General features: G+C 65.9%; 14 protein-coding genes and 2 pseudogenes. 3 read left to right on the top strand and 13 right to left on the bottom strand.

Annotated features, from left to right (window positions below):
* Positions 1–164: 164 nt before the first annotated feature.
* The 4 genes and pseudogenes from MJ956_RS02505 to rpmI form a co-directional block, all read right to left on the bottom strand.
* Positions 165–575, bottom strand: coding sequence for a hypothetical protein (locus tag MJ956_RS02505; RefSeq protein WP_253962902.1), 411 nt, complete (start codon positions 573–575; stop codon positions 165–167).
* Positions 576–646: 71 nt separating this feature from the next.
* Positions 647–1,706 (bottom strand): annotated as a pseudogene (gene pheS, locus MJ956_RS02500) (phenylalanine--tRNA ligase subunit alpha).
* Positions 1,707–1,855: 149 nt separating this feature from the next.
* Entirely contained in the window at positions 1,856–2,275 is a 420-nt protein-coding gene (rplT, locus tag MJ956_RS02495; RefSeq protein WP_253962901.1) for a 50S ribosomal protein L20, read from the bottom strand.
* A 38-nt stretch (positions 2,276–2,313) separates the two neighbouring features.
* Positions 2,314–2,514 (bottom strand): 50S ribosomal protein L35, encoded by a 201-nt coding sequence (gene rpmI / locus MJ956_RS02490; protein WP_253962900.1) that lies wholly within the window; start codon positions 2,512–2,514, stop codon positions 2,314–2,316.
* Positions 2,515–2,852: 338 nt separating this feature from the next.
* Here rpmI and MJ956_RS02485 point away from each other — a divergent pair, with 338 nt between their 5' ends.
* Entirely contained in the window at positions 2,853–3,797 is a 945-nt protein-coding gene (locus MJ956_RS02485) for a hypothetical protein (protein WP_253962899.1), read from the top strand.
* Between the two features lie 142 nt (positions 3,798–3,939).
* On the opposite strand, the gene infC is transcribed toward MJ956_RS02485, so the two are convergent.
* Positions 3,940–4,479: a translation initiation factor IF-3 gene (gene infC, locus MJ956_RS02480; RefSeq protein ID WP_206453842.1), complete on the bottom strand. Its 540-nt coding sequence runs from the start codon at positions 4,477–4,479 to the stop codon at positions 3,940–3,942.
* Positions 4,480–4,940: 461 nt separating this feature from the next.
* On the opposite strand from infC, the gene MJ956_RS02475 reads away from it, so the two are divergent.
* A complete protein-coding gene (locus MJ956_RS02475; protein WP_256477703.1) occupies positions 4,941–5,612 on the top strand; it encodes an alpha/beta hydrolase in 672 nt (223 codons plus the stop codon).
* 290 nt (positions 5,613–5,902) lie between these two features.
* Positions 5,903–6,517 carry a transglutaminase-like cysteine peptidase gene (locus MJ956_RS02470; protein ID WP_253962898.1) on the top strand — a complete coding sequence of 205 codons (615 nt, stop codon included), beginning with the start codon at positions 5,903–5,905 and terminating at the stop codon, positions 6,515–6,517.
* A gap of 12 nt (positions 6,518–6,529) precedes the next feature.
* Here MJ956_RS02470 and mbfA read toward each other — a convergent pair whose 3' ends face one another.
* From mbfA to MJ956_RS02430, 8 genes and pseudogenes are all read right to left on the bottom strand, one after another.
* Positions 6,530–7,513 (bottom strand): iron exporter MbfA, encoded by a 984-nt coding sequence (gene mbfA, locus MJ956_RS02465; protein WP_253962897.1) that lies wholly within the window; start codon positions 7,511–7,513, stop codon positions 6,530–6,532.
* A 433-nt stretch (positions 7,514–7,946) separates the two neighbouring features.
* Positions 7,947–8,150, bottom strand: coding sequence for a DNA gyrase inhibitor YacG (gene yacG / locus MJ956_RS02460; RefSeq protein WP_253962896.1), 204 nt, complete (start codon positions 8,148–8,150; stop codon positions 7,947–7,949).
* Entirely contained in the window at positions 8,147–8,788 is a 642-nt protein-coding gene (locus MJ956_RS02455) for a Maf-like protein (RefSeq protein WP_253962895.1), read from the bottom strand. The genes yacG and MJ956_RS02455 overlap by 4 nt, the downstream gene beginning before the upstream one ends.
* Before the next feature lie 21 nt (positions 8,789–8,809).
* Positions 8,810–9,028, bottom strand: coding sequence for a translation initiation factor IF-1 (gene infA / locus MJ956_RS02450; protein WP_024349579.1), 219 nt, complete (start codon positions 9,026–9,028; stop codon positions 8,810–8,812).
* Positions 9,029–9,280: 252 nt separating this feature from the next.
* Positions 9,281–10,570 carry a UDP-N-acetylglucosamine 1-carboxyvinyltransferase gene (gene murA / locus MJ956_RS02445; protein ID WP_253962894.1) on the bottom strand — a complete coding sequence of 430 codons (1,290 nt, stop codon included), beginning with the start codon at positions 10,568–10,570 and terminating at the stop codon, positions 9,281–9,283.
* 166 nt (positions 10,571–10,736) lie between these two features.
* Positions 10,737–12,134 carry a dihydrolipoyl dehydrogenase gene (gene lpdA, locus MJ956_RS02440; protein WP_253962893.1) on the bottom strand — a complete coding sequence of 466 codons (1,398 nt, stop codon included), beginning with the start codon at positions 12,132–12,134 and terminating at the stop codon, positions 10,737–10,739.
* Positions 12,135–12,136: 2 nt separating this feature from the next.
* Complete coding sequence (locus MJ956_RS02435; protein ID WP_253962892.1) at positions 12,137–13,522, bottom strand: dihydrolipoamide acetyltransferase family protein; 1,386 nt, start codon at positions 13,520–13,522, stop codon at positions 12,137–12,139.
* A gap of 2 nt (positions 13,523–13,524) precedes the next feature.
* A pseudogene (locus MJ956_RS02430) lies at positions 13,525–13,648 on the bottom strand (alpha-ketoacid dehydrogenase subunit beta); the annotation flags it as partial.

Here is a 13,648-nt window from a genome sequence, read left to right as displayed (position 1 = left end):
TTGAGTTGCGAGCCGGCCTTGCGGCGCAAAGGATGGATATGTCGAAGAACGGACCCTGCGACCGGCGCGGGTCTCGCGCCGGGCCCGGCCCCGCTGCGTAAGACGCGAACCCGGTCCGCGTCAACGCAAAGGCCGCCGGCGGAAGATCACCGGCAGTGCCCGTTCTACGGGTTCGGGCCGTCGCCGGGGGCAATCTCGCCGGTCACCCGGCGCACGGCGGCGTTGGCGTGGACGAAGCGATAGGTGAACAGCGCGACGACGGCGAAGATCGCATAGAGGAACAGCAGCGTTCCCCAGGAGAGCGGGGAGTCGAAGCCGAATTTGTCGAGGATCGCCGGCAGGCCGACGCCGGTAAAGAAGGAGGCGAGCGCGGCGGCCGTCGGCGGCATCGAGCGATAGTAGAAGGCGAACAGGCCGACCGTCACCAGCGCCACGACAATGCGGCCGAGCGACGACACCAGCGCGAAGAAGGCACCGTCGGCGAACAGCCAGTGGAAGAAATCGACGACGAGGAGGCCGATAATCGCGCCGGCAACGACGGCAATGGTTTCGAGGACGATCATGCGCGGGGACATGGCGGAATCCGATCGTAAGTGGAAGGAATTTTTCGTCGGAGAGCTGGCGGATTTTTACTCCGTCGGTCAGGTCAAGAGCTCAAGCCCCCGAACAGGGTCGGCATGTCGAGCGGCCGAAAACCGTAGTGCTCGAGCCAGCGGATGTCGGCCTCGAAGAAGGCACGCAGGTCCGGCATGCCGTATTTGAGCATGGCGAGACGATCGATGCCCATGCCCCAGGCAAAGCCCTGATATTCGTCCGGGTCGAGACCGCCGGAGCGCAGGACGTTCGGATGCACCATGCCGCAGCCAAGGATCTCCATCCAGTCGGAGCCTTCGCCGAACCGCACCTCGCCCGGCTTCGAGCGAGGGCTCGGTGAAGGGAAAGAAGGACGGCCGGAACCGCATGTTCAGCGACGGCACCTCGAAGAACGCCTTGCAGAATTCCTCCAGCACCCACTTCATGTTGGCGACGTTGGCGGTTTTGTCGACGACCAGCCCCTCGACCTGATGGAACATCGGCGAATGGGTGGCGTCCGAATCCTGCCGATAGGTCTTGCCCGGAATGACGATGCGGATCGGCGGCTTCTGGCTTTCCATCGTGCGGATCTGCACGGGCGAGGGGTGGGTGCGCAGCACCTTGCGCTCGCCCGCCGCGTTCGCCTTGAGGAAGAAGGTGTCGTGCATTTCGCGGGCCGGATGGCCTTCGGGAAAATTCAGCGCGGTGAAATTGTAGTAGTCGGTCTCGATGTCCGGACCTTCGGCGATGGCAAAGCCCATATCGGCGAAGATCGCGGTAATCTCCTCGACCACCTGGCTGATCGGATGAATGCGTCCGCGCGCCGCCGGGCTCGAACGCACCGGAAGCGTAACGTCGACCCGCTCTGCGGCGAGCCGCTCCGCGATCGCCAAATCCGCCAGTTCCTCGCGCCGCTCCGCGATCGCCGCCTGGACCCGGTCGCGCAGGCCGTTGAGCCGCGGCCCCGCCTCGCGGCGCTCGTCCGGGCTCATCTTGCCGAGGCCCTTCAACATCTCGGAGATGCGGCCCTTCTTGCCGAGCTCGGCCAGGCGGATCGCCTCCAGCGCGGCCTCGTCACCGGCCGCCGCGATATCGGCCTCGAGCCGTGCTTCGAACGCTTCGGTGTCGCTCACCTGTCACTCCATACTTTGCCGCGCCGGGCCTTGCGGCCTGATTAGCGCTTGCGGCGCGCCGAGGGAAGCCGCCACGCCGCGCTCTCGAAACGCGGAAGGCCCGCGCGGCGTTGCGGCGCGGGCCTTCCTGGCGTCATGGGCGGCGTGGCTCAGGCCGCGCGCTTCTCGCCGACGGCACGCTCATAGGCACCGTCGAACTCGCTGTCCTTGAGATAGGCCAGCGCCGATTTGGCCTGCTCGCACAGCACCGCGAAGGCTTCCGGCTCGTGGATCGCGATATCGGACAGAACCTTGCGATCGACCTCGATCCCGGCCTTGCCCAGACCGTCGATGAAGCGGCCATAGGTCAGGCCATGCTCGCGGACGGCGGCATTGATGCGCTGGATCCACAAAGCGCGGAAATTACGCTTCTTCACGCGGCGATCGCGCGTGGCGTACTGCTTCGACCGGTCGACGGCGGCCTTGGCGGCGCGGATGGTGTTCTTGCGGCGGCCGTAAAAGCCCTTCGCCTGCTTCAGAACCTTCTTGTGCTTGGCATGGGACGTAACGCCCCGTTTCACTCTCGCCATGATCTTGCTCCTGGAATTCTAGTAATGCGCGACGCCGCTCAGCGGTCGTAGGGCATGTAAATCTTGACGATCCGCTCGTCGGGCTTCGACAAAATCATCGTGCCACGCGCGTCGCGAAGGAAGTCGTTGGAGCGTTTGATCATGCCATGGCGCTTGCCGGCGGCACCCGCCTTCACACGGCCGGAGGCCGTCATCTTGAAGCGCTTCTTGGCGCTCGCCTTGGTCTTCATCTTGGGCATTTTGCTCTCCTAACGTGAGGATCGCGACACGACGGGCCACCGTTTCCGGCCGGCTCCGCTCCGGTCTCATTCGGAATTGTCGCGACAGCATTGAGAACCGCCACGGCATGCCCTGCCGGTCGGTTCGCTTGGACGACGGGCTTATACGGCGCCTCGCCAGCGGACGCAAGAGCCCACGCGCGCCTCCCGGAGGAGCGACGATGACCCGCGCCCTGGCCGGCTCCGAGCACCCCCGCCGCGTCCCTCGCTTCGCGGCGCCGTCTGCAACGCGGAATTGGTCCCCTTGCCATCCAACACACTCGATGAAAAGATGCCGGTGGGGCAAGGAATGGACAGCAATGGCGCTCATTCAATTTCCGGGGCAACTCGGCGATGTCCGGGAGAAGACCGCCCTGGCCTCGGTTTGCCCCTCTCACTGGGCCGCGGTTCTGACCTCGCTGGAGCGACTTTTTCCGGGCGCCTCGGCGGTGCTGGAGCGCGTCGGGACCGGCGCGGCGGATAGCGGGCAACTCACCGCCGCCGGCAATTCGGGGTTGCGCCGGATCATCGGCGCGCGGTGGGATGCCCAAGGCCTCGATTTCCTTTCGGTCGGCACGATCTTCAGGATGCGTGAGTTGCCGGAGGCCGGCCTGCCTTCTTCCCGGCGACGAGAGGCGGAGAGCGCCGATGACGGGGCGGGGGGCGGGGCGGGGATCGTGCTCGATCGGCGCGACTCCCGCCTCTGGGTTCTGTCGGTTCAGGTTCCGCTCCCGCTCGGCGAGCGATACGACGCGGCGATCGCCACGCTCCTGCGCCGTCTGGCTCCGGATCTGCGGCGGTCGTTTCTCGTCTCCCACCGCCTCGGCACGACCGAGCAGCCCGACCGGGCAACCATCGAGTCGAGCTGGGACGAACTGTCCGTCGGCGTGGTCCTGCTGTCGGCCGGCTTGCGGCCTCTGGCCGTCAACATGGCGGCGGAGGAAATCGTCACCACCCGCCGGTTCTTTGCTCCGCTGGGGTGCCGCGGCTCCTTGCGAGCGGCCGTCAATAACGACAATGAGCGTCTGCGCCTGGCGGCGGGCCGCATCGTCTATGGCGAAAGCGATGTGGAGACCGTCGCCCTCAAGGGGGTTCGTTGCAGCGCTCCGCTGCCGGTCACGCTTCGCGCCGTGGGGTGCGGGACCGGGCGCAGACGTTTCAGCGCTTTGGCCGGGACCGCCGAGGGAACCCTCGTGGCGATCATCGGGGCTTGCGAGGCAAATGGCGACGCGAACGCGCCTCGCGCCACGGCGGCCAATCGATAGACCCGCCGAGACGAAAGGGCGTCGCCATTCGACGCGTCAGGACAACGCGGAGGGCCCGGTCCGTCCGCCGGTCAGGCGAGCGACGGCAGGGTCTTGTATTCCCCGCCGCAACAAGGCCAGGCCGCGGGCCCGTATAAGCCGTTCAGCCTCGCGGCGCCAGAACCATCATCATCTGGCGGCCTTCCAGCTTCGGCTCGGCTTCGACCTTCGAGATTTCAGCCGTTTCCTCGCGAACGCGGTTGAGCAGCCGCATGCCGAGCTCCTGATGGGCCATCTCACGCCCACGGAACCGCAACGTGACCTTGACCTTGTCGCCGTCATCGAAGAAGCGGCGAACCGACTTCATCTTGGTCTCGTAGTCGTGCTCATCGATGTTCGGCCGCATCTTGATTTCCTTGACCTCGATGGTCTTCTGACGCCGTCGCGTCTCAGCGGCCTTCTTCTGGCTTTCGTATTTGAGCTTGCCAAGGTCGAGGATCTTGCAGACCGGCGGATTGGCGGTCGGCACGATCTCGACGAGGTCCAATCCCGCGTCCTCGGCCATCGTCAAAGCATCCTGTGTCGCCACAGGTCCGAGGTTCGTTCCCTCGGCATCAATCAACTGAACCTGCGGAACGCGAATCTCCTTGTTGGAGCGCGGCCCCTCTTTCTGGGTCGGCGGTGCACGAAATGGTCTGCGAATGGTCGTTCTCTCCTGTTATTGACGACTCCGGACGGGCCATGAAAAAACGCCAGCGACGGCCGGATTTCCCCACCTTGAGGGAAAACCGTACGTCGACATTCATCACACGCCCGATCAGCGGCGTCCTCTATAGCATCGTCATTGGCGAATGGCACGCCCGAGGCGACAAAAAGCTGCCGTGACGGTTACGGTGACCCTTACGCCAGCTGGTTTCCCGCGTCACCAGCAAGCGAGCGATCGCCACCCGACAGCATCGAACATGGAACCTGCCAACAGATTTCGCCAGTCCCGGCCAACAGCGCGGCAACGAAAGGACCTCGACGACCAGGCCCCTTGAGACCAGCGAAGAGCAACCACGCCGCATCACCGTCGGCGCCGGCCCGCAGGGCCGCACGATCGCCTTTCGTACCCGGGCGGGGGACGCGCCGACGCTCGTGTGGCTCGGCGGCTACCGCTCGGACATGCGCGGGACCAAGGCGGAACGCCTGTCGCAGCTGGCCGAAAAACAGGCGCTCGGTTTCTGCCGGCTGGATTACTCCGGCCACGGCGAGTCCGGCGGCCGGTTCGAGGACGGCACGATCGGCCGCTGGACCGAGGAGGCCGCCGCGGTCATCGCCGCGGCGGTCGACGGTCCGGCGATCCTGGTCGGCTCGTCGATGGGGGCGTGGATCGCGCTCCGTCTCGTCCAGACGGCGCTGGCGGCTGGCAAGCCACCCAAGATTGCCGGCCTTCTGCTCCTGGCGCCGGCGCCAGATTTCACGCATCGGCTGATGGAGCCGAAGCTGAGCCAGGATCAACGCGCCGCGCTCGCGCGGGACGGCTTCATCGCCGAGCCCTCCGACTATTCGCCGGAGCCGAACATCTATACCCGGGCGCTGTTCGAGGACGGGGCCGCGAATCTGGTCATGGAGGGACTGATCGAGACACGGTGCCCGGTCACGATCATCCAGGGCATGGCCGATCCCGACGTGCCGTTCGAGCACGCGCTCGAACTGGTGGCCCATCTGCCCTCGGAGGGCGTCATCGTTACACTGGTCCGCGACGGGGACCATCGCCTGTCGCGGCCGCAGGACCTCGAACTCATCGCGCGCGCGACGCTCGATCTGGTCGCAGCGGCGCGCGGCGGCCACTGACCAAAGGTTCCATCCAAATCCCCACACCGCGAATGACGATGGGCGGTTGTCATATTTATATCACTGCGCCGCCGCTCGTCGCGATTTTTCGCTTTCATCCCATTGGCTTAGCTGGTCGCGCCTGGGCGTGATTCGTGCCGCAGGCAGCGGGCAAATCCTCGCCATCAATGATGAGCCTTGAGCGAGGCTGCCCATCGATGCTGCTGCAACACCCTGAATGTGTTGACAGTTTTCACGATTGCCTCAAGCATGAACCATCAACACATTTTTCGTACAAAGGGGAGTACGAAATGGGGGCATTTCGCGCATTCGGCGCCACGCTACTGCTTTGTCTGGCGGTCATCGCCACGTCGGCTCACGCGGAGACGCGCGGCGCCTTCATGACCCTCGGCACCGCAACCACGCAGCCGATCGGCCATCTGCTCTTCTGTCAGGAAAATTCGCGCGAGTGCGAGCCGCCCGTCGACAGGATCACGCCCACCCCGCTGGAACTCGATCGTTCCATGATCCTGTCGGTGGCTGCCGTGAACACAACCATCAATGCCCGCATCGAAGCCCGCTCCGATAAGGACATCTACGGCGTCGAGGAGCGCTGGGCCTATCCCGACGCCGAGGGCGACTGCGAGGATTTCGTCCTCTTGAAACGCCGTGTCCTCGCGCAGAAGGGGATCGATCCGGCGAACCTCCTGATTACCGTCGTCCTCAAACCGGATGGCGAAGGCCATGCCGTGCTGACGCTGCGAACGACGCAGGGCGACTTCATCCTCGACAATCTCGAATGGCGTATCCTCGCCTGGGCGGACACGCCCTACACATTTCTCAAGCGGCAAAGCAGCGCCGACCCCGGCAGCTGGATCGACATCGGCCATGGCCGGGACGTGATCGTCAGTTCCGTCGAGCAATGACGGCAAGCGCCGTCAGGCGTTGCCGATGAGAACGCCGGCGGCGAAGACCAGCGCTCCGCCGAGGACAACCTGTAGCGCCGCCCGCAGGAATGGTGTCTCCATATAGCGGTTCTGAATGAAGGCGATCGCCCAAAGCTCCACGAAAACCACCGCGATGGCGATCGACGTCGCGGTCCAGAAGTCCGAGATCAGATAAGGCAAGGCATGACCAAGACCGCCCAACGCGGTCATCACGCCGGAGGCGATGCCGCGGCGCACCGGAGAGCCGCGCCCCGACAGTACGCCGTCATCGCTGGCCGCCTCGGTAAAGCCCATGGAGATGCCGGCGCCGATCGAGGCGGCGAGCCCGATCAACAGCGTCTGCTGGCTGTCGTGGGTCGCGAAGGCGGCGGCGAAGATCGGCGCGAGCGTCGAGACGGACCCGTCCATCAAACCGGCCAGCCCCGGCTGGACATAAGTCAGGATAAACGCGCGCCGCTCGGTCTCGGCTTCCTCCGAGCGGACGCCGTCGGTGATCGTCTCATCCACGAGCGCGTGGGCGGTCCGCTCGTGCTGGGCTTCGGCGGCGGCGAGATCGCCGAGCAATTGTCGAACGCCCGCGTCCCGGCTGCGCTTGGCCGCCTCCCGGTAGAAGGTCGCCGCCTGCCTTTCCATGTCGGCGGCCGCCTCACGCGCCCGATCGATCCCGAGCGGGCGAACCAGCCAATCGGGCTTGCGTTGATAAAAACCGCGAATGTCGGCGCGGCGAACCAGCGGAATTCGTTCGCCAAATTTCTCGCGGAACAGCGCGAGCAGCCGGCGCCGGTGCTCATCCTCCTCCTCCGCCATCGCTTCAAAAACCCGGGCCGACGCCGGATAATTCTCACGCAAGCCATCGGCGTAGGCACCGTAGATCCGGCCGTCCTCCTCTTCCGCCCCGATCGCCAGCGCCAGGATCTCGGCCTCCGAAAGGTCGTCGATGGTCCTGCGGGTGAAAGCGGTCAAACGGCTCAACATCGGGCATCCCCTCTTTAGAAGGATTCCAATCTATCGGTTGGAAATCTCATTCTCAAGCGGTGCGAGCCGTTCGCCGTCCAAGCGATGGAGAGCTTTTCGGCCATGGTGTTCAGCCGACATTCATCGTGCCGAAGAATATATAACACTTGAAAGACACGCCCGACCGACGGGTTAGCCTCGATGCAACGATCAATTGCGTCGCAGGGAGGATTGCCCATGCCTATCGACGATGATCGGGAACTCGCCGAAGAGGTCGAAGCCGCGCTCAAGGCGCTCGGAATCGCCCGTCTGCGTTCGCGTTCGATAGGCCCCGTTCAGCGCTATGTCACCGAATTGGGTGGCGCAGAGCGGGCCCGGGCGACGCCGGCTGACGAAAGAACCTCCCGGGCCGAAACGGATTCACCGATGCCCGCCGGGCAGGATCCGGTCCGATCTAATCAGCCTCCCCGGCCTGAGGATCCGAGGGCTCCTCCTCCGACGCCGGAATGACGTAGCTGCCGCTCAGCCAACGATGCAGGTCGACCGCCTTGCAGCGCGCCGAACAGAACGGATAGTTGTCGCGCTCCGCCGCACGGCCGCATTCCGGACAACGCCGCTTGGGTCGGAGTGGCGTGACCGTGGCGGGACCGGGGCTCATGCGTCCTCCGTGGCGACCGTGGCGGCCTTCCACCGTGCATGAATGTCGTAGCCCTCGCCCGCCAGCAATGCCAGCGTCTCATAGAGCGGCAGACCGACCACGTTGGTGTAGGAGCCGACAAGCCGGACGACGAAGCTGCCCGCAAGGCCTTGGATGGCGTAGCTGCCGGCCTTGCCCCGCCACTCGCCGGACGCGATGTAACTGTCGATGTCCTCGCGCGACAGCCGCTTGAAGCGGACCCGGGTCTCGATCAGACGCTGGCGCACAGCCCCTCTCGGTCCGATCAGGCAGACGCCGGTATAGACGCGATGGGTGCGCCCCGACAGCGTGCGCAGATTGGCGACGGCGTCCTCGACGAGTTCGCCCTTCGGCATGATCTGCCGCCCCACGGCCACCACCGTGTCCGCCGCGACAATGTAGGAAGGGCCGTCTATGTCGAGCTCGCGAAGCGCCATAGCGGCGACTTCCGCCTTCTCCTTCGACAGGCGCTTGGCGAGCGAGCGCGGATGCTCGTTGCGCTGCGGGGTCTCGTCCAGATCGGCGGGCAGCAGGCGATCCGGCTCGATCCCGGCCTGATTGAGAAGGTCGAGCCGACGGGGCGAACCCGAGGCGAGCACCAAGAGGGGGCGCGCTGTCATGATGACTGTCCCCTCGCCGGGCTATTTGAAGCGATAGGTGATGCGACCCTTGGTCAGGTCGTAGGGCGTCATCTCGACCAGCACCTTGTCGCCGGTCAGCACCCGAATGCGGTTCTTGCGCATCCGCCCCGCGGTATGGGCGATGATCTCGTGTTCGTTTTCCAGCTTGATGCGGAACGTGGCGTTGGGCAGCAACTCGGTGACGGTACCGGGAAATTCGAGAACTTCTTCTTTTGCCATATGGTCTAGAGCCTTGAGCGATGTCGGAGCGGGAAGCGGAAGCTTCGCGGCCAAGAGGGAGCCGCCCCCGATCGGGCGGCGACGAACTGGAAATTCGCGCCATAAATCGGGGCAAACGGCCGAAAAAGCAATATGCCGCCCGGATTTGGCGGCATGGGTGAGCGTTTTGGCAAAACGCCGCGCGCCTGGTGGCGGTCGCGCGGCTCTTTTCCTACGCCGTTTTGACGGCCGGATCGAGTCCCGGCCGCCGTATCAGCCGGAAATGCGCTCGATGTCGGCGCCGCAGGCGCCGAGCTTTTCCTCGAGCCGCTCGAAACCGCGGTCGAGATGATAGACGCGGTTGACCGTGGTCTCGCCCTCGGCGACGAGGCCGGCGATGACCAGCGAGACCGAGGCCCGCAGATCCGTCGCCATCACCGGCGCCCCGGCCAGACGCCGCACGCCCTCGATCGTCGCGACCTGTCCGGACAGGGAGATCTTCGCGCCGAGCCGGGCGAGTTCCTGAACATGCATGAAGCGGTTCTCGAAAATCGTCTCGGTGATGTGCGAGGTGCCTTCCGCGCAGGTCATCAACGCCATCAACTGCGCCTGTAGATCGGTCGGAAAGCCCGGATAGGGATCGGTCACCACGTCGACCGGCGCAATCCCGCCGCCATTGCGGTAGACCCTGATCCCATCCTCGACGCGATCGACCGTGATGCCGGCGTGCCGCAGCGTGCCAAGCGCGGTCTGCAGCAACTCCACGCTGGTTCCCGTCAAGGTCACGTCGCCGCCGGTCATCGCGACCGCCATGGCGTAGGTTCCGGTCTCGATGCGGTCGGGCAGAACGCGGTGGCGGGCGCCGGACAGGATCGGTACACCCTGGATGGTGATCGTCGACGTGCCGGCACCTTCGATCTTGGCGCCCATGGCGTTGAGACAGCCGGCGAGATCGGCGATCTCAGGCTCACGCGCGGCGTTTTCCAGAACCGTCTCGCCCTTGGCGAGACTGGCCGCCATCAGCATGACATGGGTGGCGCCGACCGAGACCTTCGGAAACACGAAGCGATTGCCGACAAGGCCGCCCTTGGCCTCGGCGATGGCATAGCCGGCCTCGATATCGATCGTGGCGCCAAGCGCGCGCAGGCCGTCGATGAACAGATCGACCGGCCGGGTGCCGATGGCGCAGCCGCCCGGCAGCGACACCTTGGCCTTGTGCATGCGGGCGAGCAGCGGCCCGATCACCCAGAAGCTGGCGCGCATCTTCGAGACAAGTTCGTAAGGCGCCGTCGTGTCGACGATGTTGCGGGCGGTGAAGTGGATGGTGCGGCCAAGGCTGGCGTCCTGACGCAGGCGCTTGCCGGTCACCGAATAATCGACGCCATGATTGCCGAGAATGCGGATCAGCTGCTCGACATCGGCCAGATGCGGGACGTTCTCCAGCGTCAGCGTGTCGTCCGTCAATAGCGAGGCGATCATCAACGGCAGCGCCGCGTTCTTGGCGCCGGAAATCGGAATTGTGCCGCTTAGCTCGTTGCCGCCGCGAATGCGAATGCGATCCATGAAGTCTTTGTCCAGCCTGTGTGCGTCCCCCGCAGGGCGGGTCTGTACACGAGCGGGCGCGCCGATTCAAATCGGGCGGCCGGGCGCGACCCCGCGGCGTCTCGGCACCGGTTGACCGTGGGGCCTATTCATAAGTGACCGGACGACGCCACTGCCGGAAGCGATTTCAAATATGGATCGCGTGGCCGAGCGCCTTGAAGGCGGCTTCCTGAAAGGCCTCGCCTTGCGTCGGATGGGCGTGGATGGTGCCTGCGACATCCTCCAGACAGGCACCCATTTCCAGTGCCAGCGAGAAGGCAGACGCGAGTTCGGCGACGCCAGCTCCGACCGCCTGGATGCCGAGGACGAGATGATTGTCGGCGCGCGCGACGATCCGGATGAAGCCGTCGTCGCGGTCGAGCGTCATCGCCCGCCCGTTCGCCTGGAAGGGGAAGCTGCCGATCCTGATTTCCGTACCCGATGCCTTCGCCTCTTCGGGCGACAGGCCGACGGTGACGATTTCGGGATCGGTGAAGCAGATCGCGGGAACCGCGCGCTTGTCCCAGCGACGCCGTTCGCCGGCGACGATCTCGGCCACCATCTCCCCCTCGGCCATCGCCTTGTGGGCGAGCATCGGCTCGCCGGCGACGTCGCCGATGGCGTAGACGCCACGCATCGCTGTGCGGCGGGTGTCGTCGGTCCTGATAAAGGGCCCATCCATCTCCAGCACCAGTTCCTCGCGACCCCAGCCCTCGGTCAGCGGCTTGCGGCCGACGGTGACGAGCACGCTGTCGGCGCCGACCCGGCGCTCCGAGCCGTCGGCCAGCTCGACCAGAAGGTCGCCGTCCCCACCGGCGAGCCCCTTCGCCTTCGCGCCCGTCAGGATCTCGACGCCGAGCGCCTCGAGCCGCGTTCGCACCGGCCGCACGAGATCGGCGTCGTAGGTCGGCAGGATCCGGTCCGTCGCCTCGACGATCGTCACGGCCGACCCGGACTTGGCGAAGGCGGTGCCGAGTTCGAGGCCGATATAGCCGCCGCCGACGACGGCAAGCCGCTCCGGCGGCGCGGCAAGGCTCAACGCTTCTTCCGACGAAATCACCTTGCCGCCGAAGGGCAGCATCGGCAGTTCGACGGGAATGGAGCCAGTGGCGATGATCACATTCTCGGCGGCGATGCGCTGGGTCGCGGTCTCGCTGGTCACCTCGACCGTCTTGCCGTCGAGAAAGCGGGCGCGGCCGGGAACCAGCTTGACCCGCGCCTTCTTCAGCAGGCCGGTGACGCCGTTGGTCAGCCGGTTGACGATGCCGTCCTTCCAGCCGACGATTTCGGCCCAGTCGAGGTCCGGTTCGGACGCCGAAATGCCGGGAATCCCGCGCTTCGCGGCGGCCTCCCGCATCGCGAAAAATTCGTCGGCGGCGTGGATCAGCGCCTTCGACGGAATGCAGCCGATATTCAGGCAGGTGCCGCCCGGCTTGCGGTCGTCGACGATGACGGTGTCGAGGCCAAGCTGGCCGGCGCGGATCGCGGCGACGTAGCCACCCGGACCGGCGCCGATGACAAGAAGCTGACAGGAGATGTCGGCCATGGTCAGCGCCCCTCCTCGACGAAGATCATCGCCGGGTTTTCCAGAAGCGCCTTGATCCGCTGCACGAAGCGGGCGGCGTCCCAGCCGTCGATCACCCGGTGGTCGAAGCTCGACGACAGATTCATCCGCTTGCGTGGAATAAACCGGCTGCCGTCCCAGACCGGGCGGACTTCCATCTTGTTGACGCCGACGATGGCGACCTCCGGGTGGTTGATCACCGGCGTCGTCGCGATGCCGCCGAGCGCGCCGAGCGAGGTGATGGTGATGGTCGAACCCGACAGTTCCTCCCGCTTGGTGCTGCCGGCCTTCGCCGCCTCGCCGAGCCGCGCCACTTCGGCCGCGCAGCCCCAGATGTCGCGGGCCTCGGCATGGCGCACAACCGGTACGACGAGGCCGGAATCGGTCTGCGCGGCGATGCCGATATGGACGCCGCCATGCTGGTGGAGGATGCCCGCGTCGTCGTCGTAAAGCGCGTTCAGCGCCGGCTGGTCGCGGATGGCGATCACCATGGCCCGCATCAGGAACGGCAAAAGCGTCAGTTTCGGATGGTCTTCGCGACGGTCACGATTGAGGGCGGCGCGCAGCTCTTCCAGCGCCTCGACGTCGATCTCCTCGACATAGGTGATATGGGCGATGCGGCTTTTGGCCAGCGCCATCTTTTCGGCGATCTTGCGCCGCAGCCCGACGATCCTGACGTCGTTGACCGAGGTGTCGGCGACGAGACCGCGCGCCGTCGAAGGCTGCCCACCGCCTTCGAGATAGGCATCGAGATCGGTCTGCGAGATGCGCCCGGCGGGGCCGGAGCCGGCGACGCGGCGCAGATCGACGCCCGCTTCCATGGCGCGGCGCCGCACGGCGGGCGAAGCCAATGGCTTCTCGCCGGGTTTCCTCGGGAGGCCGCCGCCCGCCGCCCCAGACCTTGCCGTCGGATGCGCCGCAGCCGTTTCGGCGGGTCGGCCGGTGGTCGGTCCTGCCGCCTTGCCATCCGCTTTGGCGGATTGCGCTCGCCCGCCTTCGGCGTCGTTCGCATCCGTCTTGCCGTCGTTCGCATCCGGCGCACCGGTCTTTGGCGGCGCTTGCGGTTCGCCGCCGGTTTTTTCCGCCACCTCCGACGGATTTTCATCGGGTTCGTTGGTCCCGCCCTCGCCCTCGACCACGAGCTTGACCAGCGCCGCGCCGACGGCGAGCGTATCGCCGACCTCGCCGCCGAGCCACTTGACCGTGCCGTCCACCGGCGAGGGTACATCGACGGTCGCCTTGTCGGTCATCACCGCCGCCAGCACCATGTCCTCCTTCACCGGATCGCCGATCGCAACGTGCCATTCGACGAGTTCGGCCTCGGCCACGCCCTCGCCGACATCCGGCAGCTTGATCGTGTAGGTGCCCACCGTCAGCCCTCCATCACCTGCTTGAGGGCGCCGCCGACCCGTGCCGGGCCAGGGAAATAATCCCACTCCTGGGCGTGCGGATAGGGCGTGTCCCAACCGGCGACGCGCAGGATCGGGGCTTCGAGG

Origin of the sequence: Aurantimonas marianensis (genome assembly GCF_024195285.1) — a bacterium.
Taxonomy (GTDB): Bacteria; Pseudomonadota; Alphaproteobacteria; order Rhizobiales; family Rhizobiaceae; genus Aurantimonas; species Aurantimonas marianensis.
The sequence above is the reverse complement of the archived record's forward strand: the minus strand, read 5'-3'. Positions and strand labels throughout refer to the sequence as shown.

Excerpts from the sequence above, each read along its gene's own strand:
- MJ956_RS02475 (WP_256477703.1), top strand. The coding sequence starts at position 4,941 with ATGCGCGGGACCAAGGCGGAACGCCTGTCGCAGCTGGCCGAAAAACAG.
- MJ956_RS02505 (WP_253962902.1), bottom strand. The coding sequence starts at position 575 with ATGTCCCCGCGCATGATCGTCCTCGAAACCATTGCCGTCGTTGCCGGC.
- rplT (WP_253962901.1), bottom strand. The coding sequence starts at position 2,275 with ATGGCGAGAGTGAAACGGGGCGTTACGTCCCATGCCAAGCACAAGAAG.
- MJ956_RS02470 (WP_253962898.1), top strand. The coding sequence starts at position 5,903 with ATGGGGGCATTTCGCGCATTCGGCGCCACGCTACTGCTTTGTCTGGCG.
- MJ956_RS02455 (WP_253962895.1), bottom strand. The coding sequence starts at position 8,788 with ATGACAGCGCGCCCCCTCTTGGTGCTCGCCTCGGGTTCGCCCCGTCGG.
- murA (WP_253962894.1), bottom strand. The coding sequence starts at position 10,570 with ATGGATCGCATTCGCATTCGCGGCGGCAACGAGCTAAGCGGCACAATT.
- mbfA (WP_253962897.1), bottom strand. The coding sequence starts at position 7,513 with ATGTTGAGCCGTTTGACCGCTTTCACCCGCAGGACCATCGACGACCTT.
- MJ956_RS02485 (WP_253962899.1), top strand. The coding sequence starts at position 2,853 with ATGGCGCTCATTCAATTTCCGGGGCAACTCGGCGATGTCCGGGAGAAG.
- rpmI (WP_253962900.1), bottom strand. The coding sequence starts at position 2,514 with ATGCCCAAGATGAAGACCAAGGCGAGCGCCAAGAAGCGCTTCAAGATG.
- infA (WP_024349579.1), bottom strand. The coding sequence starts at position 9,028 with ATGGCAAAAGAAGAAGTTCTCGAATTTCCCGGTACCGTCACCGAGTTG.
- lpdA (WP_253962893.1), bottom strand. The coding sequence starts at position 12,134 with ATGGCCGACATCTCCTGTCAGCTTCTTGTCATCGGCGCCGGTCCGGGT.
- yacG (WP_253962896.1), bottom strand. The coding sequence starts at position 8,150 with ATGAGCCCCGGTCCCGCCACGGTCACGCCACTCCGACCCAAGCGGCGT.